General features: G+C 71.2%; 11 protein-coding genes. 3 read left to right on the top strand and 8 right to left on the bottom strand.

All coding sequences use genetic code 11. The annotated features are described in order from the left end of the window. Window positions 1–138: 138 nt before the first annotated feature. Window positions 139–2025 (top strand): potassium transporter Kup, encoded by a 1887-nt coding sequence (locus AABN02_RS13900; RefSeq protein ID WP_338415525.1) that lies wholly within the window; start codon window positions 139–141, stop codon window positions 2023–2025. Here the strand turns inward: AABN02_RS13900 and rrtA are convergent. Then, a complete protein-coding gene (gene rrtA / locus AABN02_RS13895; protein ID WP_338415524.1) occupies window positions 1973–2590 on the bottom strand; it encodes a rhombosortase in 618 nt (205 codons plus the stop codon). The genes AABN02_RS13900 and rrtA overlap by 53 nt on opposite strands. After that, complete coding sequence (glnE, locus tag AABN02_RS13890; protein WP_338415523.1) at window positions 2590–5412, bottom strand: bifunctional [glutamate--ammonia ligase]-adenylyl-L-tyrosine phosphorylase/[glutamate--ammonia-ligase] adenylyltransferase; 2823 nt, start codon at window positions 5410–5412, stop codon at window positions 2590–2592. The genes rrtA and glnE overlap by 1 nt, the downstream gene beginning before the upstream one ends. On the opposite strand from glnE, the gene AABN02_RS13885 reads away from it, so the two are divergent. Further along, window positions 5411–9679, top strand: a complete 4269-nt coding sequence (locus AABN02_RS13885; protein ID WP_338415522.1) for a YhdP family protein — start codon at window positions 5411–5413, stop codon at window positions 9677–9679. The genes glnE and AABN02_RS13885 overlap by 2 nt on opposite strands. After that, window positions 9676–10494: a carbon-nitrogen hydrolase family protein gene (locus AABN02_RS13880; protein WP_338415521.1), complete on the top strand. Its 819-nt coding sequence runs from the start codon at window positions 9676–9678 to the stop codon at window positions 10492–10494. Before AABN02_RS13885 ends, AABN02_RS13880 begins: the two co-directional genes overlap by 4 nt. A 21-nt stretch (window positions 10495–10515) precedes the next feature. Here the strand turns inward: AABN02_RS13880 and AABN02_RS13875 are convergent, their stop codons facing one another. The 6 genes from AABN02_RS13875 to hemE all read right to left on the bottom strand — a co-directional run bounded on the left by AABN02_RS13875 (window position 10516) and on the right by hemE (window position 19196). Next, entirely contained in the window at window positions 10516–11775 is a 1260-nt protein-coding gene (locus tag AABN02_RS13875) for a hypothetical protein (RefSeq protein WP_338415520.1), read from the bottom strand. A 162-nt stretch (window positions 11776–11937) separates the two neighbouring features. Next, window positions 11938–13206, bottom strand: a complete 1269-nt coding sequence (locus AABN02_RS13870; protein WP_338415519.1) for an FAD-dependent monooxygenase — start codon at window positions 13204–13206, stop codon at window positions 11938–11940. Between the two features lie 16 nt (window positions 13207–13222). Further along, window positions 13223–14455 carry an ATP-grasp domain-containing protein gene (locus AABN02_RS13865; protein ID WP_338415518.1) on the bottom strand — a complete coding sequence of 411 codons (1233 nt, stop codon included), beginning with the start codon at window positions 14453–14455 and terminating at the stop codon, window positions 13223–13225. Window positions 14456–14529: 74 nt separating this feature from the next. Beyond that, window positions 14530–15657, bottom strand: a complete 1128-nt coding sequence (locus AABN02_RS13860) for a GNAT family N-acetyltransferase (protein ID WP_338415517.1) — start codon at window positions 15655–15657, stop codon at window positions 14530–14532. Between the two features lie 213 nt (window positions 15658–15870). Further along, window positions 15871–18006 carry a primosomal protein N' gene (locus tag AABN02_RS13855; RefSeq protein WP_338415516.1) on the bottom strand — a complete coding sequence of 712 codons (2136 nt, stop codon included), beginning with the start codon at window positions 18004–18006 and terminating at the stop codon, window positions 15871–15873. Window positions 18007–18110: 104 nt separating this feature from the next. Continuing rightward, window positions 18111–19196, bottom strand: a complete 1086-nt coding sequence (gene hemE / locus AABN02_RS13850; RefSeq protein ID WP_338415515.1) for a uroporphyrinogen decarboxylase — start codon at window positions 19194–19196, stop codon at window positions 18111–18113. Window positions 19197–19211: the final 15 nt, after the last annotated feature.

The following is a 19211-nucleotide window of genomic DNA, read 5'->3' as shown; positions in this document are numbered from 1 at the left end:
GGCGCAGGAAACCCGCACTGAGGGCCGTCGGCAACACCCGCCAGCGGCCTTCAGCACGAGATGCGGAGAAAATTGGGTGTCCGGGCGCACAATCTGCGGTTTTGGCTCAAGACGAATCTCACGATTTGTCCCCATCCGGTGACCACCGCACACTCGCAGCGTGCCACGCCACGCGAAATCGCTGCACTGACTCTCGGTGCCTTGGGCGTCGTCTACGGCGACATCGGCACCAGCCCGCTGTACGCGCTCAAGGAAGTCTTCCACGGGGGCCACGTCGCGCCCACCGCCGACAACATCCTCGGCGTCCTCTCCCTGATCTTCTGGACGATGACGGTCATCGTCTCGCTGAAGTACGTGCTGCTCATCCTGCGCGCGGACAACAACGGCGAAGGCGGCCTGATCGCCATGCTCGCGCTGGCGACCCACGCGGTACGTGACCGGCCACAGCTCTACCAGACGCTGATGGCCGTGGGCATGTTCGGCACCGCGATCTTCTACGGCGACGGTGTCATCACCCCGGCCATCTCGGTGCTCTCGGCCGTCGAGGGCCTGGAGATCGCGTCGCCCAGCCTGCACCCCTTCATCCTGCCGCTGACGCTGATCGTGCTGACGGGGCTGTTCGCCGTGCAGCGCTTCGGCACCGGGGGCATCGGCAAGGCCTTCGGGCCGGTCACGCTGGTCTGGTTCGGCGTGCTGGTGGCGCTCGGCCTGCCGCATGTGATCGACAACCCCGGCGTGCTGGTGGCGCTGAATCCGCTCTACGCGTTCAATTTCTTCGCTGCACAGCCCATGGTCGCCTTCATCGGCCTGGGTGCGGTGGTGCTCTGCGTGACCGGCGGCGAGGCGCTCTACGCCGACATGGGCCACTTCGGCAAGCAGCCCATCCGCATCGCCTGGTACGCCTTCGTGATGCCGGCGCTGGTGGTCAACTACTTTGGTCAGGGCGCGATGCTGCTCAAGAACCCGGCGGCCATCGAGAACCCGTTTTTCCTGATGGCGCCGAAGTGGGCCGCGCTGCCGCTGGTGTTCCTGGCGACGGCGGCCACCGTGATCGCCTCGCAGGCGCTGATCACCGCCGCCTTCTCGGTGACCCGCCAGGCGGTGCAGCTCGGCCTGCTGCCGCGCATGCGCATCGTCCACACCTCCGTGCGCGACCTGGGCCAGATCTACGTGCCCTTCGTCAACTGGGGCCTGTACGCCTTCATCGTGCTGGCGGTGGCACTGTTCAAGACCTCGACCAACCTGGCCTCGGCCTACGGCATCGCGGTGACGCTGGACATGACGATCACCACGATCATGACCTTCTACGTCATCCGCCACGGCTGGAAGTACCCGCTGTGGTTGAGCCTGATGTCCACCGGCTTCTTCTTCGTCATCGACATCGCCTTCTTCTCGTCGAACATGCTCAAGCTGTTCGGTGGCGGCTGGTTCCCGCTGGTGATCGGCATCGCGATGTTCACGCTGATGCTGACCTGGAAACAGGGCCGCGCCATGATGAGCCACCGGCTGCGCGACGAGGCCATCGACCTGACCTCCTTCCTCCAGGCCATCTTCGTCAACCCGCCGGTGCGCGTGGCGGGCACGGCGGTGTTCCTGTCGGCCGAGGCGGGCCTGACGCCGAACGCGCTGATGCACAACCTCAAGCACAACAAGGTGCTGCACGAGCACAACCTGTTCGTGACGGTGCGCCACCACGACATCCCGTGGGTCGGCTTCGACCAGCGCATCAGCATGGAGTCGCTCGGACACGACTGCTGGCAGGTGACGCTGAACTTCGGTTTCAAGAACGAGCCGGACGTGCCGCAGGCGCTGCAACTGCTCGCCGGGCGTGGTGTGCCGCTCGACGAGATGGACACCAGCTACTTCCTGTCGCGCGACATCGTGATGCCCACCATCGGCGACGGCATGGCGCTGTGGCGCGAGAAGCTGTTCGCCAACATGCACCGCAACGCGGCGGCGGCGGCGGACTTCCTCAACCTGCCGACGAACCGGGTGGTGGAGCTGGGCTCCAAGGTCGAGATCTGACCAGCAGGAGTGCGGCCAGCGCGCCGCAGACGGTGCCGCTGGCGTGTGCGAGCGGTGCCACCGCAATGTCCCAGCCGGGCGGCGTGACCAGCGTGTGTGCCCAGGCCCGCTCGCCCAGCACCTTCGCGCACAGCCCCGCCAGCAGCAGCGCACCGAGCACCCGGTCGCGGCGCAGCGCAGCTTCCCGCACCAGAGCCACCGCGGCCACCGCCACCCCGGCGTGCAGCACGCCGGACAGCCCGCCATAACGCAGCAGGTCCGGCGCCAGCAGCAAGCCCAGGTGCGTCAGCGGCCAGGCCAGCGCCCAGGCCCAGGCGGCCTCGCGCGGCAGCCGTGCCACCCAGCCCAGCAGCAGCACCAACGCACCACCGGCCAGATTGGCCAGCAGGTGCCGCGTGCTCAGATGCACCCAAGCGGCGCTCCACCAGCGCCACGGCTCGCTCCACACCAGCGCCGGCACCCACGCCAGTGCCAGCCGCGCCAGCCCGGGTTGCGGCGCGATCAGCACACTCGGCACCACCAGCAACAGCCCCACGCCCAGCCAGGCGTGGTGGCGGCGCAGCATCAGCCGAACACCGCGCGCCACAGCGCCAGCACGGCGTCGCGGTGGGCCTTCAGCGGACCGAGTTCGGCCATCTCCACCTGCGTGGGCGCTTCGTCGAGCCGCGCCCGGTGCTGCACGCGGCGCTGCTCCCGGTAGGCATCGGCGGCCGCGAAGCCGACCCCCGCAGGCAGCAGCCCCGCCTGCTCGGCACGCTGCAGCAGCGCGATGTTGCCGGCGTTGTCCTGCAGGGCCGGGTGCGCGGCGCTGTGCGCCAGCACCAGCCACTGCACGGCGAACTCCGCGTCCATCATCCCGCCGCGGCTGTGCTTGACGTCGAAGCGGGTCGGCCGCACCGGGTGGGCTTCGCGCACCCGCTCACGCATGGTGGCGATCTCGCGCTTCAGGGCCTCCAGATCGCGCGGCGCGGTCAGCACGGCGCGGCGTGTGGCCTCGAAGCGCTCAGCCAGCGCGGGTGAGCCGGCGCACCAGCGGGCACGGGTGATCGCCTGGTGCTCCCAAGTCCACGCCGTGTTGCTGCCGCGGCCCTGCTGGTAGCGCTCGAAGGCGGCGATCGAGGTCACCAGCAGCCCGGAATTCCCGTTCGGGCGCAGCGCGGTGTCGATCTCGTAGAGCGCGCCCGCCGCGGTGCGCAGCGACAGCCAGGTGATGAGCTTGCGCGCGAAGGCCGCGTAGACCTCGCCAGCGCGTTCGTCCTCGTCGTCGTAGAGGAAGACGATGTCCAGATCGCTGCCGTAGCCCAGCTCCTTGCCGCCGAGCTTGCCGTAGGCGATCACGGCAAAACTGGGCGCCTCGCGGTGGCGCGTGCGCAGGTGGCGCCAGGCCCAGTGCAGCGCGCGCTCCAGCGTGGCGTCGGCCAGCGCGGAGAGGTCGTCGGCGACCTGCTCGACGGTGATCTCGGCCTCGACGTCGCGCACCAGCGTGCGGAAGGTCTCGGACTGGTGAGCGCGGCGCAGGGTGTCGAGCAGTTCGCCTTCGTCGGCCTCGCCGGAGCGGATCCAGGCCTGGTGGCGGTCCTCCAGATCCCGGGCGTAGGCGACGGCATCGAAGCGCTCGTGCATCAGCCGGGCGTCCGCCAGTTCGTCGATCACGCCTGGGTGCTGCATCAGGTAGCGCATCGGCCAGCGGGCCAGCGCCAGCAGGTGCAGCAGGCGTCCCAGCACCTCGCCGCGCTCGGCGAGCAGCGCCAGGTAGCTGTCGCGGCGCAGCAGCGGCTCCAGCCAGTCCACGAAGCGCAGCAGCGCGGTTTCGCCGATCTCCGGCTCGTCCTGCGTCAGGCGACGGGCGCGCACCAGCAGCCGCGCCAGCCGCGCCCGGCCCTCGTCGCGCAGCAAGGCCACCCGCGGCGAGGCCACCAGCAGCCGCAGCCGCTCGGCCAGCGGCGCGGACAGGCCTTCGCTCTGCGGCAGCTGTTCCAGCGTCGGCGGCGTGCCGTTGCAGCGGCTGCAACTGCCCGGACCGCCGCGCACCGGCGCACTGCGGCCGTCGTGCAGCAGCGCATCGAACTCGGTGGCGACCAGCTCGCGGTGGGTGCACAGCGTGTCCAGCAGCTCGCAGGCATCGACCGTGCACGCCAGGCGCATCGAGCCGGCGATCCAGCGCAGATCAGCGTCCACCGTCGGCAGCAGGTGGGTCTGCTGGTCGTCGAGGTACTGGATGCGGTGCTCGACCCGGCGCAGGAAGATGTAGGCGGCGGCCAGCTTGTCGGCCGTCTCCTGCGGAAGCAGGCCGACGCTGGCCAGCCGCTGCAGGGCCTTCAGCGTCGGGCGGGTGCGGATCTCGGGGAACTGCCCGCCGCGCACCACCTGCAGCAGCTGCACGGTGAACTCGATCTCGCGGATCCCGCCACGCGAGAGCTTGACGTCGTTGGCGCGCTCGGGGCGGCCAGCGGCGCGGCGGTTGGCCTCGTCGCGCACCTTCCGGTGCAGCTGGCGCAGGCCCTCGAACACGCCGTAGTCGAGGTAACGGCGGTACACGAAGGGCGTCACCACGTCACGCAGCGCCTTCGCCCGGCCGGACACGACCGCGTCCCGTGGGGCCACGACCCGGCTCTTCAGCCAGGCGAAACGTTCCCACTCGCGGCCCTGCACCAGGAAATACTCCTCCAGCATCGCCAGGCTCACCACCGGCGGGCCGGAATTGCCGTTCGGACGCAGCGCCAGGTCGACACGGAAGACGAAGCCGTCCTCGGTCACGTCGCCGATCAGCGCCCGCAGCGTGCGCGCCACCAGCGAGAAGTACTCGTGCGCCGAGATGGCGCCCGCGCCGCTGGCATTGCCGGCGGTCTGCCCGTCTTCCTCGTAGACGTAGACGAGGTCGATGTCGGAGGACACGTTCAGCTCGCGCGAACCGAGCTTGCCCATGCCGATGATCCAGAAGTCGATCGGCGCGCCCTCGGCGGTGTGCGGCGCGCCGTGCAGCGCGTCCTGTTCGGAGCGGGCGGCGGCCAGCGCGGCTTCGAGCGTCACCTCGGCCAGCTCGGTCATCGCGCGGGTGACGACCTCGACATCGGCCTGCGCCTCGACGTCGAGCACCACCAGCCGCTCCATCACCAGCTGCCGCGTCAGGCGCAGCGCCGACGCCAGACTGCGGCCCCGCGCCAGCCAGGCGTCCAGCGTGGCCTGCATCGAGGCGCGTGTCGGCTCCCCTCCGGCCAGCAGCGCCAGATCACCGCCACGCACCCGGCGGATCCGCTGCACATACCGGCTGTGGTCGGCCGTGACGTGGGTCACTCCGGTCTCGGACGAGGTCTGCATGGCATTCTTTCGGGTCTGTGCTAGCTTCTCTGTGTTCAATTCACCGGCACCTGATTCGGCTGCATTCATGCCTGTGGTTCCCTGGTCATCCGATCTGCTGCACCTGTGCCGACGCGCTGGCCGCACGGTGCTGCGCGTCGCATTCTGGAGCATTGCTGCTGTGGCCGCGCTGACGCTGGCCGCGTGGCTGATCCTGCAGTGGGGGATATTGCCGCGACTGGACACCTGGCGACCCGAGCTGGAAACCTGGGCCAGCCGTGCGCTCGGCCTCGAGGTCCGCATCGGTACCCTGCGGGTCACGGGCGACGCCTGGGCCCCGGTGGTGACGCTGGGCGACCTGCGCATGGTCGATCCGCACGGCAACGAGGCCTTGCGCCTGGCCCGGGTCGAGGCGGTCCTCACCCCGGGTTCGCTGCTGCCCCGCTCGCCCACCCGCTGGTGGCCGCACGTGCAGCGGCTGGAGCTGGACGCCCTGCACCTGGCGCTGCGCCGGGACCGGCGCGGGCAGGTCTTCCTGGCCGGACTGCCGCTGGAGCGCACCGACGCCGCCGACGAGGACGGGCGCGTGGCCGACTGGCTGTTCAGCCAGTCCGAGATCCGGCTGCGCGGGGCCAGCCTCTCCTGGCACGACGAACAGCGCGCCGCTGACCCGCTGGTGCTCACCGGCGTCGATCTGGACCTGCGCAACCCGGTCGGCCGGCACGTGCTGCGCCTGAGCGCCACGCCGCCCGAGGGCTGGGGCAGCCGCTTCTTCGCCAGCGCCGAGATGGCGCGGCCGCTGCGCTCGCTGCTGTCGCTGGCCGGCCTGCAGCACCCGGGCGACTGGCACCAGTGGGCCGGCGTCGTGCAGGCCGAGTGGCCGCTGGTGGATGTCAGCCAGTTGCGCCGGCATGTCGATCTGCCCTTCGACCTGCTGGAGGGGCGTGGCCGGCTCGCCACCCGCATCGACGTGGACAAGGGCCGGCTGACCGGCGCCACCGCGGACCTGCAGCTGCAGGCGGTCACGCTGCGCCTGGCCAGAACGCTGCCGCCCGTGGCGCTGCGCCGCATCGCCGGCCAGCTGGAAGTGCGCCACAGCGACACGGGCAGCGTGGTCCGGGCGCGCCAGCTGTCCTTCCAGTCGCAGCCGCCCGCCGACGCCACCGCCAGCTCGACCACCCCCGACCCGAGCCTCTGGCCTGCCACCGATCTGGAGCTGACGCTGAACGGCCCGGCCGGCGCCTGGACGGGCGGCGCCTTCAAGGCCTCGCTGGTCGACCTCGGTCTGCTGGCGCAGTCGGCCGCCCATGTGCCGCTGTCCGGGCCGATGCGGCGCCTGCTGGACGCCACCCGCCCGCGCGGCCAGCTGCGGCAGTTCGCCTTCGACTGGACCGGCGACCCGGAACGCCCCACCCACTGGCGGGCGCGCGGCGAGGCCGATGCGCTGCAGCTCGCCGCCGCGCCGGCCACCGCCGCCCTCACCGCGACCGCCACCCCCGGGCGACCGGGCCTGCGCGGCGGCCACGTGCGCTTCGACGCCACGGACCTCGGCGGCCAGGCCGATCTGCGCCTCGCCCAGGGGGAGCTGGAGTTTCCGGGCGTGTTCGAGCAGCCCCGCGTGGCCCTCGACCGCCTGCAGGCCGACGTGCGCTGGACGCTGAAGCGCCCCGCCGCCGCCCCGCCCGGCACCCGCCCGGCGATCGAGGTCCAGGTCCGGCACGCGGTCTTCGACACCGCGGACGGGGCTGGCGAGTTCTCCGGGCGCTGGCACTCCGGCCCGACCACCGGCCCGGTCTTTGGCGCTGCGGGCTGGCTGCCCGGGCACATCAACCTCGACGCCACCATCCACCAGCTCCGCGCCGACCGCGTCCACCGCTATCTGCCGCTGGGCATTGCCGCGCCGGTGCGCGACTACCTGCGTGCGGCGCTCGTGGCCGGAACGGCGCGCGAGGTGCATGCCCGGGTGCGCGGCCCCCTGCTCGACTTCCCCTACACCCAGCCCGGACAGGGGGAGTTCGCCATCGCCGGCCACTTCGAGCAGGTCACCTTCGACTCCGTGCCCGGCAGCCGCTGGCCGCGCTACACCGATGGCGCCGGCCAGCTCACCGTCCGTGGCCAGCAGTTGCGGCTGCTGCAGACCAGCGCCCGGCTCGGCCAGACCGGCAGCGGCCAGTACGCGCTGGAGGAAATCGAGGGCGGCATCGACCACCTCGCCCACGACCCGGTGCTGCGCCTGACCGGCCAGGGCCACGGCAGCACCGCCGACACGCTGCAGTTCCTGCGCGAGAGCCCGCTCGATGGCTGGCTGGACCACGCGTTTGTCGCTGCCCGCGGCAACGGCCAGACCCGGCTCGCGCTGCAGATCGCCGTGCCGCTGCAGCACGCCCGGGACACGACGGTGCAGGGCCGGGTCGATCTGGCCGACACGCAGCTGCAGATGCGGCCGGACGTGCCCACGCTCGACGCGGTGCAGGCGCGCCTGGACTTCACCGAACGCCAGTTCCACCTGACGCAGGGCAGCGCGCAGGTCGCAGGGGGCCGGCTCGCCTTCGACGGCCACCTCGACGACGCTGGCGTGCTGCGCTTCGCCGGCCAGGGCCGCGCCACGGCGCAGGGCCTGCGCAGCCTCGACACCATCGACCCGCTCGCCCGGATCGCACACCAGTTCGACGGCCAGACGGACTACCGCCTGCAACTCGCCCTGACACCGGGCGGTCCGACCATCCAGGTGGACAGCGATCTGGTCGGACTGGCCAGCCGCCTGCCGGCGCCGCTGAACAAGACCGCCACGCAGCCGGTCGTGCTGAGCGTCCACCTCCAGCCACAGACGCCCGCCCAGGGCGCCGCAACCCTGCTGGAAATCGACGCCCGCACGGCCGCCGCACCACTCCTGTCCAGCCGGCTGCTGCTCGAAGGCGACGCCGCAGGCGGTGGGCTGCGCGGGCAGCTGCAGCTCGGCAGCGCCGAACGGGGCCGCTGGCCGGACCAGGGCATCGACGTCGGCATCGCGCTGCCGCGGCTGTCGCTGGACGACTGGCAGGCCTGGCTGCAGCGGGCGAGGCAGGCCGGCCACCTGCCCGCGGTGGGCCGCCCCGGCCAGCCGGACGAGGCGCCGGACGGCCTGCTGCACCAGGTCCGGCTGCAGGTCGCCGACCTCACCGCCCACGGCCGCCGCCTGACCGGCGTCCACGCCACGCTGCAGCCGGCCGGCCCGCCCGCCCGCACCTGGTCCGGCACGATCGAGGCCGACCAGCTGGCGGGCCGGATCACGCTGCGCACAGCGGCACCGCAGGCGCCCGCCACCGTGCAGGCGCGGCTCGGCCGTCTCGCCCTGCCTTGGCCGGCGGTGCCGCTCGCCGAGTCCGTCGCCCAGCCCGCATCCGGTTCGGAGCCGCTGCCGGCGCTGGATGTGGTGGTGGACGATCTGGTGTTCAGCGGCCGGCACCTCGGCCGGCTCGAATTGCAGGGCGAACCGAACCCGGCCTCCCGCCTGCCCGCCGCCGTCAACGGCGAATGGCGCCTGAACCGGCTGTCCCTGGTGCGGCCCGAGGCCCGCCTGAGCGCCGTGGGGCAGTGGGATCCGGCGGACCGGGACGCACCGGCCGGGACGGGCACCAGCCGCCTGACCTTCCGGCTGGACGTGGACGATGGCGGCCGCTGGCTCGACCAGCTGGGCTGGCCGGGCGCGCTGGAGGGCGGCCGCGGCCACCTCGGCGGCCAGTTGCGCTGGCCCGGCCCACCGACTGCGCTGGCGCTGGACCAGCTCGGCGGCACGCTGCGCCTGGACTTCGACAGCGGCCAGCTCCTGCAGGCCGAACCCGGCGCCGGGCGGCTGCTGGGCGTGCTGAACCTGCAGTCGCTGCCGCGGCGCCTGTCGCTCGATTTCCGCGACCTGTACCAGAAAGGCTTCAGCTTCGACCACATCGACGGCGACGTGCAGATCCGCCACGGGGTTGCCAGCACACGCAACCTGCGCGTGCGCGGCGTGCAGGCCATGGTGCTGGCCGAAGGCAGCGCCAGCCTGACGACTGCCACCCAGGATCTGCGGGTCTGGATCGTGCCGGACCTGAACGCGGGCGCCGCCTCCCTGGCCTACGCCGTGATCAACCCCGCCGTGGGCCTGGGCACGCTGGTGACGCAGTGGCTGCTGCTGCGCCCGCTGACCGAGGCCGCCACGCGCGAATACCGTGTCACCGGTCCCTGGAGCGCACCGCAGCTCACGCCGGTCGACCGCACCCGCGATGCCCACCCGCTGCCCGGCAGCGACGCGGCGGTAGCCGCCGAAGCGGCTGTCGCCGCCTCCGAAAACCGCACAGGCTCCCCCCTCCCCTTGCCCAGAAAGGACCGTTCCCCATGAAGATGGCCGCTCTCCAGATGGTGTCGACGCCCCGGGTCGAGGACAACCTCGCCCGCGCCGCGGAACTGGTCGCCCAGGCGGCCGAGCAGGGGGCAGAGCTGGTCGTGCTGCCCGAATACTTCTGCCTGATGGGGCTGCAGGACCGCGACAAGCTCGCGGTCGCAGAGCCGCCCGGCCACGGCCCGATCCAGGCACTGCTGTCCGGCCTGGCCCGCCAGCACCGGCTGTGGCTGGTCGGCGGCACGCTGCCGATGGCGCTGGACGGCGACCCCGACCACGCCTCGAACACCTCGCTCGTCTACGGGCCGGACGGCGCGCTCGCGGCCCGTTACGACAAGATCCACCTGTTCCGCTACGACGACGGCGAGCGCCGCTACGACGAGGCCGCCACGCTGCGCCCCGGCGAACAGCCGGTGGCCTTCGACGCCACCGCCCGGGACGGGGCCGTGCACCGGGTGGGACTGTCGGTGTGCTACGACCTGCGCTTCCCGGAGCTGTACCGGCGCCTGATGCAGCCGCCCTGCAGCGTGCTGGTGGTGCCGGCCGCCTTCACCTGGCCGACCGGACAGGCGCACTGGGAACTGCTGCTGCGCGCCCGGGCGGTGGAAAACCAGTGTTACGTCATCGCCAGCGCCCAGGGCGGCCGGCACGAGAACGGCCGGCGCACCTGGGGACACTCGATGGTGGTCGATCCCTGGGGAACGGTGCTGGCAGTGCAGGACGAAGGCGACGGGGTCGTGCTCGCCGATCTGGACCCGGTGCAGCTGGCCCGCGTCCGGACCCAGTTGCCGGCGCTGCAGCACCGCCGGCTCTGAACCGGCCCGCGCAGGCCGCGCTCAGGCGGCGTTCAGACCGAGCCGGCTGCGCACCCAGCGGCCGCTACCCCGGCACTTGAGCGCCAGCCAGTCGACGGTCATCTGCACCGGCGGCCCCATGTCGCTCAGGTCGAGCGCGCGGTAGACCATGCCCGGGCGCAGCACCGAGCGCAGGTACTCCATCCAGCCCATGCGGCCTTCGCGGGCCAGTACCCGGAAGGCCCGGAAATCGGCCTTGGCGCTCAGGTACCAGGTCCCGACGCGCCACTCGGCCGGTGCCGCGACCGGCTGGCCGCACACCTCGCTGTAGACCAGCCACGGCAGGTTGAAGCCGGCCCGGGTCAGCAGCAGGCTGTTGCAGGTCAGCCGGGGATTGACCTCCAGCAGCATGAACTGCCCGGTGCGCGCGTCGCGCTTGAAGTTCATCACCACCATGCCGCGCAGTTTCAGCAGCGCGAGGATGTCGCTGGCCTCGGCCTCCAGGTCCGGCACCGAGACGGTCTCGACCAGACAACCCGTGCCGACCTGGACCGGGAAGGTGCGCCACTTGCGGGTCGTCGCCACACGCTCGACCTGGCCGCCACGGCCAATCCACGCGTGCACGCTGTAGTGCAGGTCGTCGCTGCCGGCCACGTAGTCCTGGAGCAGCACGTCCAGCCCGTGCGGTGCGATGCGGCAGCACACCCGCATCAGCTCCGTCGGTTCGTCGATCACCAGGGCCTTGGCCCGCGCGATCTCGGGGTCCATGCCCGGGCGCATCCAGGCCGTCGGTTGCGCCGGCTTGAGCACGACCGGATAGTCGATCACCCGGCTGAGCGCTTCGACTTCTTCGAGGGTGCGCGGCGCGTGCGTCACCGGCACCGGCAGGCGCAGCGCCTGGGCCAGTGCGGCGAAGCGGCGCTTGTCCATCATGCGGTTCACCGTGTCGGGCGAGGCCGAGACCCACAGCGCCGTGCCGACCAGATCGGCATGCAGCGAGGCCAGCGCACGCAGGTCGGTGTCGGCGGTCGGGAACACCGGCAGGGCCTGGCCGTGCCGCACGCGCAGCTCGCGCAGCACGCGCAGCAGCTGTTCCGGACGGCGTGTGAAGTGGTGGGCGCAGATGTACTCGATGCAGTGGCGCGAGTAGCCGGACGGCGGAAACTCGTATTCGCCGATGACGATCACCGGCACCCCCTGCTCGCCCAGCGAGCGCACCATGTTCAGGTCAGCCCCTTGTGCGCCCAGGCAGGCGAGCACGACCGCAGGACGTCGGGACGGGGTTTGGTTGGCAAGAGTCATGGTGGGGAAAGATCCGCTCTGAAGGCGTTGGCCGGAGATACAGGGAACACGGCCACGTTTTTACCGGATCGGGCTGCCTGGCGGCGGCGACGCACTCCCCGTCAACAGGGGGGCTGCGCACCGGCGCGCCCAATCTGCACGGTCATCTGTCGCACGGCCCGCTCAGCGCCCACCAAACATCATCCGGCGCGCCAGCAGCGACTTCAGCGGCCCCACCTGCCCCAGCACTGCCAGCCCGGCGCCGCGCAGCGTGCTCAGTCCCGGCCACGGCCAGGTGAAGCTGCGGGCGAGGAAATCGGTGGCGGCGATCATCGCCCAGCGGTCCGGCGCCCGCTGCCATTCGACCCGGCGCAGCGCGTGGTCGACATCGCCGTCACGGGCCAGCCGGGAAACGAGTTCATGCGCGTCGCGCAGGCCCAGGTTCAGGCCCTGGCCGGCGACCGGATGCAGCGTCTGCGCCGCATTGCCGATGCGCACGGTGCGGCCCTGCACCAGCGTGCGCTCGGCGTTGAGGCCCAGCGCGAAGCCCTTGAGCGGACTGATCGACACCAGCCGCCCCACCCGCGCCGGCAGCAGGTGGGTCAGCACGGCCAGCCGCTGCGCTTCGGTCAGTTCGGCCACCGCGTCGTCCGCCCGGTCGACGCACCAGACCAGCGCCGCACGGCGCCGCACGGTGCGCCCGTCTTCGGCCAGCGTCGTGCCGGGCAGCGGCAGCAGCGCGACCGGCCCCTCGGGCGTGAAGCGTTCGTGGGCCACGCCGACTTCGCCGCCCTCCAGCCCGACCGTGCCGACCCAGGCGGTCTGGCCATAGTCGCGGGCGATGGCCTTGCGGGCCTGCTCGGCGAACACACCCCCTTCGGCGATCACCGCCAGATGGTGCGATTCGACCAGCGCCCCTCCGGCCCCGGACGCTGCCCCGACATCGATCTCCACCCCGCCAGGCACCGTGCGCACGCCACTCACCGCGCTGCCCCAGCGCACGGACAGCCGCCCCGGCTCGCGTGCGCAGGCCGCCAGCCACGCGGCCCGCATCGGCGCGGCCAGTGCGCCATAGGGGATCACGGCGCCCAGTTGTGGCACCCGCGCGTCCTCCGCGCGGATCAGCAGCTCCGGCGCGGGCACCTTGCCCAGCAGGTCCAGCAACCCCGGCTGCTGCTGCGACACGTGCACCGCCAGGATGGGTTCAGCGCGCTCGGCCATGTCCGCCCAGATGCCCAGCCGCTGCAGCTCCAGCACGCTGCCCTGCGACAGCGCCAGCGTGCGCGGATCGCCGCTGACATCGTGCTCGACGGGCAGGCGGTCGTAGACACAGACCTGCGCGGACGGCAGGCGGCGTGCGGCCGACAGCGCCAGCGCCAGCCCGACCGGGCCAGCACCGATCACGGCCAGTTGCAGCACCGGGGCGGGGGTGTTCGACAGAACAGCGGACATCTCGACTCCTGAGCGGTCAGGAGGGTGACCGCAGCCGCATTTTCTCCGCAATCCAGTGCAGGGTGAGTTGTCGGGCGGGGCCGGGATCCCGCAGGCTCAGCACCTGAAAGACCATCGGGCGCTTCAGCAGCGAGCGCAGGTAGCCGCCCCAGGTCCACAGTCCCTCGCGCACATAGCCGCGGACCGCCCGGAAATCGCTCTTGCCACTGACGTACCACAGCCCGGACTGGCGCGGCGGCGGCGCCTCCTGCGGCAGACCGCAGGCATCGCGGTAGGCCATCCACGGCAGGTTGACCCCGGAGCGGGTGGTGAGGATGGTCCACTGGCTCACGCGGGCGTTGATCTCGAGCAGCTTGAACTCGCCCGTGCGGCCGTGGCGCTTGAAGTTGAGGTTGGCGATGCCGCGGTAGCCGATCCGCCCCAGGAGGTCCGCGACCATCGCCTCCAGCGCCGGCTCGTGCTGGCTCTCGACATAGCAGCCGCTGCCCACATGCGGTGGATGGATGCGCCACTTGCGGCCGCAGAACGTGGCGCGGGCCACGCCCTGCTGGTCGACGAAGGCGTGCACGTCGAAGTGCTCGGCATCGTCGCCCGGCACGTATTCCTGCAGGATCAGCGACAGCCCCCAGGGCGCCACCGTGCGGCAGATGTCCAGCAGCTCGTCGCGGGACTCCACCACGATGGCCTTGGCCTGGCGGATCGCGCGGGGCAACTCCGGGTGCTTCCAGGACGTCGGCAGCGAGGGCTTGACGATGGCCGGGTAGGTCAGCACGTCCGCCGTCTGCTCGACCTCGTCGAGCGTGTGCGGTGTGAAGGTGCGGGGCACCGGCAACCCGGCGCGGACGGCCAGTGCACTGAAGGCGCGCTTGTCCATCAGCGTCAGCACCAGCGCTGGATCGGCCATCGTCGAGCGCACGTACGGACGGGCGCGCTCACCGAGCCGGCACAGCACCTCCAGATCCGGATCGGCCGACGGGAACACCGGCAGCGGCCCGCCATGGCGCCGCGACAGATCCGCGAGTGCGTCCAGCAAGGCCTCCGGATCTCCACAGAAATCAGGCACCTGCACGAACTCGATGCAGTAACGCGAATAGCGGGCAGGCGGATCGGCGTATTCACCGATGACGATCACCGGCACGCCCAGTTCGCCCAGCGAGCGCACGACGTTCAGATCCCCTTCCGGGGCGCCGGCGCACGAGAGAACGACGGCGGGCAGACAAGCTGCCGCCGGAGATATTTTGTTGTGCATGCAGATAGGCGGGACAGGAGGACCGGGTCGGTCTCCACCAGAGACCGCGTTCCGGACCAGATCCAGCGGTGGAATCAGGCTTCGACTTGCCGGATTATTGCGTCAATTTCCGGGTTCACCTGCCGAGCCTGCCGGGAATCTCGCAGACGCTGGGTCACCGTCAGGGCACAGGAGGCCAAGCGGCTGGACGGCATCAGCAGCAGTCCCAGCGAGCGCCGGTCCGGCCAGAGCCGGTTGATGAACGAATCGGCCGAGGCGCCGCTGTCGAAGGACACCAGTTCCGGGCAATGGGTGCGGATCTGCCGGATGAACTCGACCTCGTTGAGCATGCCGGGGCCGAGTTTGCGCAGTTCCGGGTCCCAGCCCACCTTGAAAGCGAAGCCCATCGCCCCTGACACAAAGTTGCAAGTGGAGGCCACCGCGCGGCCATCGACCCGCAATTCCGTGAACAGCGCACGGCCGTCCCGGTCGAAGCGCGCCACCATGTCACGGAAGAAGGCCTCGCCCGACGGGGTCGCGCGCATCGAGGTGCCGGACTCGCCTTTCCAGCCCAGATGCTCCAGACGCAGGAAGTCCTCGATCGACGCCTCGGGAATGTCCTTGCGCAGGCAATGCCAGCGGACCTCGCCCTGCTCGGCCAACCGGCGCATGCAGCGGTTGATCTCGTTGAGCTTCTTGCCAAGGGATTCGCGCAGCAGGTCCTCGCCGCAGTGGGCCACCGTCAGCATCGAGCGCTCCTGCGGCCCCAGCAACTGCGCCGGCAGCTGGTTCTGCTGGGAGAGCTGCTGGACCACCTCGGCCAGCGGGCCGCTGGTGTCGACCTTGGGCAGCTCCAGCCCCTTCCAGAAACAGCCCGGCCGGGCCAGGAATTCGCGGATCGATTCGACCACCGGACGGACCGATTCGCCATCGACCAGCAAGCCACCCAGATAGGTGTGTTCGGATTGGTACGCCGACAGATGCGGCCATGGGAACACCCGGCTCGCCACACACCGCCGGAACACGCCCACCGCGGCCAGCTGCTTCAAGCCCCCCGCGGCACGCTCGATCCACATCAGCACGGCCGAGGTCCCGGCGTCCAGGTGCGCCAGTGCTGGCAGCACGAAGTGCGGCGACATGAACGCATTCGGCTCGGCCGCCCTGGCCTCGAGCGCCGCCCAGGCCTGTCGATCCTTGTCCGTCAGTTCTGTCGGATGACGCAACCTGACTTCCCACTGTGGAACCACCACGATCGTTTCTCCCAATGCGCCGTTGATCCAAGAGTCTGTTCCTGCGGCTGAAAACAGCCATCAGAGCCCCGGCGCTTCATTCGCGACGCCGGGTTTTACAGCAATCCTGACCAAAATCGTGCCGGACGAAAACCCCCGCGGCAACCAAATGTGACAGCAGAACACGGGGATCGAATATTGATTGTTCTATATCGAGAGCGGATCAACGTCCAGTGCCCATCGAAGAACACGCGTCGCCGGTGCGGAGGCCAGGCCCTGCAATCCGGGCAGCCACTGCCCGAGCAAGCGGTGCAGTGCGACCCGGCTGGCCGCCTCGATCAGCATCTGCGCCCGCTCGACATCGGCCACCCGGTGGATCGGCGCGGGCACCGGCGGGTAGACGAGCACCTCCTGCGCACCCGGCAGATCCTGTGCCTGCAGCGCCGCCGCGTCCAGAAAGGCCATTGCGGCTTCGGGTGTACGCGCATCGGCCCGCAGCAGGGCCTGGAAGGAAAACGGCGGCATCCCCGCGGACTCGCGCTCGGCCAGTTGCGACGCGGCGAAGGCCTCGTAGTCGTGCCGGCGCAGCGCCGCATAGAGCGCGTGCTCGGGGTGCCAGGTCTGGATCCACACCTCGCTGCGCCCGGCCAGCGCCGCATCCCGCCCCGCGCGCCCGCCCGCCTGCATCAGCAGCGAGAACAGCCGCTCCGGCGCCCGGAAGTCGCTGGAGAACAACGCGGCGTCCGCCTGCACCGCCGCCACCAGCGTCATGCGGCGGAAGTCGTGGCCCTTGGCGACCATCTGCGTGCCGACCAGCACGTCGACCTCGCCGGCGTGCACGCTGGCCAGCTGCTGCTCCAGGCTGCCCTTGCCGCGGGTGCTGTCGGCGTCGATGCGGCCGACACGGGCGCCGGGCAGCAGGTCGGCGATCTGCTCCTCCAGCCGCTCGGTGCCGCGGCCCATGGGCTGGATGTCCGGATCGCCGCAGTCCGGGCAGGCGCGCGGCACCCGCTCGGTGATACCGCAGTGGTGGCAGCGCAGCGTGCGGTCGAGCTTGTGGAAGACGCGCCAGGCGCTGCAGTGCGGGCAGGCGCTTTTCCAGCCGCAGTTCGTGCAGTGCAGCACCGGCGCATAGCCGCGGCGGTTGAGCAGCACGAGGCTCTGCTCGCCACGGTCGAGCCGCTCGCGCAGCGCGTCCAGCAGCGGCGGCGCCAGCGGGTGCGCACGCAAGGCCTGCTTGCCGAACTGCGCGGCGATGCGGGCCAGGTCCACCACGCGCACGGCCGGCAAGGCGCCACCGCCGATGCGGCTCGGCATCACCAGCCGGCGGTAGCGCCCGCCCCCTGCATCGGCCGGGCCGGCGTTGTACCAGCTCTCCAGCGACGGCGTGGCCGAGCCCAGCAGCACCGGCACCTGTTCATGGCGGCCCCGCCAGACCGCCAGATCGCGCGCCGAGTAACGCGCCCCCTCCTGCTGCTTGTAGGACGGGTCGTGCTCCTCGTCGACCACGATCAGCCCGAGTCGCGGCATGGACGCGAACACCGCCATGCGCGTGCCGAGCACCAGATCAGCGCGGCCCAGGTGCGCCGACAGCCAGTGCTGCAGGCGCTGCGCCGGGGTCAGACCGCTGTGCAGCGAGACGATGCAGCGGTCGGGGAAGCGCTCGGCGAAGCGGGCTTCGAGCTGTGGCGTCAGGTTGATCTCGGGCACCAGCACCAGCGCCTGCCGTCCGGCGGCGAGCGCCCGCTCGGCCTCGCGCAGATAGACCTCGGTCTTGCCGCTGCCGGTGGCGCCGAACAGCAGGCTGGGCTGTGGCGGGCCGTCCGCCAGCACGTCGAGCACCTGCTGCTGCTCGGGCGAGAGCGCGGGGCGTTCGGGCGTGCCCGCCTGCGCGGCGGCCTTGGCTGCCGAAGCCAGCGCCTTGTCCAGCCGCTTGAGCCGGCGGGCCAGTTGCACCGCATCCAGATCCCGCAGATCGGGAGGCAAGGCACTCAGGGCCACCTCGCCCGGACTGCGCTGGTAATAGGACGCTGCAAACGCCACCAGCCGCAGCCAGGCGTGGGTGAATGGGGGCAGATCGGTCAGCGCCTGCACCACGCTGCGCAGGACCGGGGCCTCGCCGTCTGCCTCGGCAGGGTCCGGCGTCTCGACCAAGCCCCAGACGATGCCGCAGACCTCGCGCTTGCCCAGCGGCACCCGCACCAGCGTGCCGGCCGGCCACGGCGCGGGGGCCAGGTAGTCCAGCACCGCGTCCAACCGGCTGTGCCGCGGCAGATCGACCAGCACGCGCAGCCGGCAGGCGGCGGCCGTGGTGGCCGGGGCCGGGATCGCAGGGATGTCCACCGATCCTGTGGATAAGGTTGTGGGCAAGCTGGTCAGAGCACTGTCAAGTGCCTGTCACACAAGGAAATTTCCTAGATTGCCTCAAAAACAGGCAACCTGGGATTTCAAGCCGCACCGGCCGCTGCCGCCGCACGGATCGCGCGGGAATGGCGGTGCACCGCCTCGACCAGCACGGTGACCGCTTCAGGCGGGGTGTACTGGCTGATGCCGTGGCCGAGGTTGAAGATGTGGCCGGGGTGGGCACCGAAGCGGTCGAGCACGCGGCAGGCTTGGGCGTCGATCTGTTCGGGACTGGCGAACAGCACGTTCGGGTCCAGATTGCCCTGCAGCGCGACCTTGTGGCCGACGCGCTCGCGGGCCTTGCCGAGGTCCATCGTCCAGTCGAGGCCGATGCCGTCGGTGTCCAGCTCGGCGATCTCGTCGAGCCAGAGGCCGCCGCCCTTGGTGAAGACGATGCGCGGGATCTGCACGCCATCGTGTTCGCGCTTCAGTTGCGCCAGCACGCGGCGGGTGTAGGCGAGGCTGAATTCCTGGAAGGCGCCGTCGGCCAGCACGCCACCCCAGCTGTCGAACACCATCACGGCCTGGGCACCGGCGTCGATCTGGGCGTTCAGGTAGGCCGCCACCGAGTCGGCGTTGATGGCCAGGATGCGGTGCATGAGGTCCGGGCGGCTGTACATCAGCGACTTGACGCGCCGGTAGTCGTCGCTGCCGCCGCCTTCGACCATGTAGCAGGCCAGCGTCCACGGGCTGCCCGAGAAGCCGATCAGTGGCACACGGCCGTTCAGGGCCTTGCGGATGGAGGTCACCGCGTCGAAGACGTAGCGCAGCTTGTCCATGTCCGGCACGGCGAGTTCCGCCACCGCCGCCTCGTCACGCACCACCTTGGCGAACTTCGGCCCCTCGCCCAGCGCGAAGCTCAGGCCCAGGCCCATCGCGTCCGGCACGGTGAGGATGTCCGAGAACAGGATCGCGGCGTCGAGCGGGTAACGCGCCAGCGGCTGCAGCGTGACCTCGGTGGCGTAGTCCACATTGGTCGCCAGCCCCATGAAGCTGCCGGCCTTCGCGCGCGTGGCGCAGTACTCGGGCAGGTAGCGACCGGCCTGGCGCATCAGCCAGACGGGGGTGTGGTCGGTGGGCTGGCGGCGCAGGGCACGCAGGAAGGTGTCGTTTTGGAGGGGGGCAAACATGAGCGCGATTGTAGG

Origin of the sequence: uncultured Sphaerotilus sp., from assembly GCF_963924895.1 — a bacterium.
Taxonomy (GTDB): Bacteria; Pseudomonadota; Gammaproteobacteria; order Burkholderiales; family Burkholderiaceae_C; genus Sphaerotilus.
The sequence above is the reverse complement of the archived record's forward strand: the minus strand, read 5'-3'. Positions and strand labels throughout refer to the sequence as shown.

What these genes read in the sequence shown, in the direction of transcription:
- rrtA (WP_338415524.1), bottom strand. Translation starts at nt 2,590, where the DNA reads ATGCTGCGCCGCCACCACGCCTGGCTGGGCGTGGGGCTGTTGCTGGTG.
- AABN02_RS13885 (WP_338415522.1), top strand. Translation starts at nt 5,411, where the DNA reads ATGCCTGTGGTTCCCTGGTCATCCGATCTGCTGCACCTGTGCCGACGC.
- glnE (WP_338415523.1), bottom strand. Translation starts at nt 5,412, where the DNA reads ATGAATGCAGCCGAATCAGGTGCCGGTGAATTGAACACAGAGAAGCTA.
- AABN02_RS13880 (WP_338415521.1), top strand. Translation starts at nt 9,676, where the DNA reads ATGAAGATGGCCGCTCTCCAGATGGTGTCGACGCCCCGGGTCGAGGAC.
- AABN02_RS13875 (WP_338415520.1), bottom strand. Translation starts at nt 11,775, where the DNA reads ATGACTCTTGCCAACCAAACCCCGTCCCGACGTCCTGCGGTCGTGCTC.
- AABN02_RS13870 (WP_338415519.1), bottom strand. Translation starts at nt 13,206, where the DNA reads ATGTCCGCTGTTCTGTCGAACACCCCCGCCCCGGTGCTGCAACTGGCC.
- AABN02_RS13865 (WP_338415518.1), bottom strand. Translation starts at nt 14,455, where the DNA reads ATGCACAACAAAATATCTCCGGCGGCAGCTTGTCTGCCCGCCGTCGTT.
- hemE (WP_338415515.1), bottom strand. Translation starts at nt 19,196, where the DNA reads ATGTTTGCCCCCCTCCAAAACGACACCTTCCTGCGTGCCCTGCGCCGC.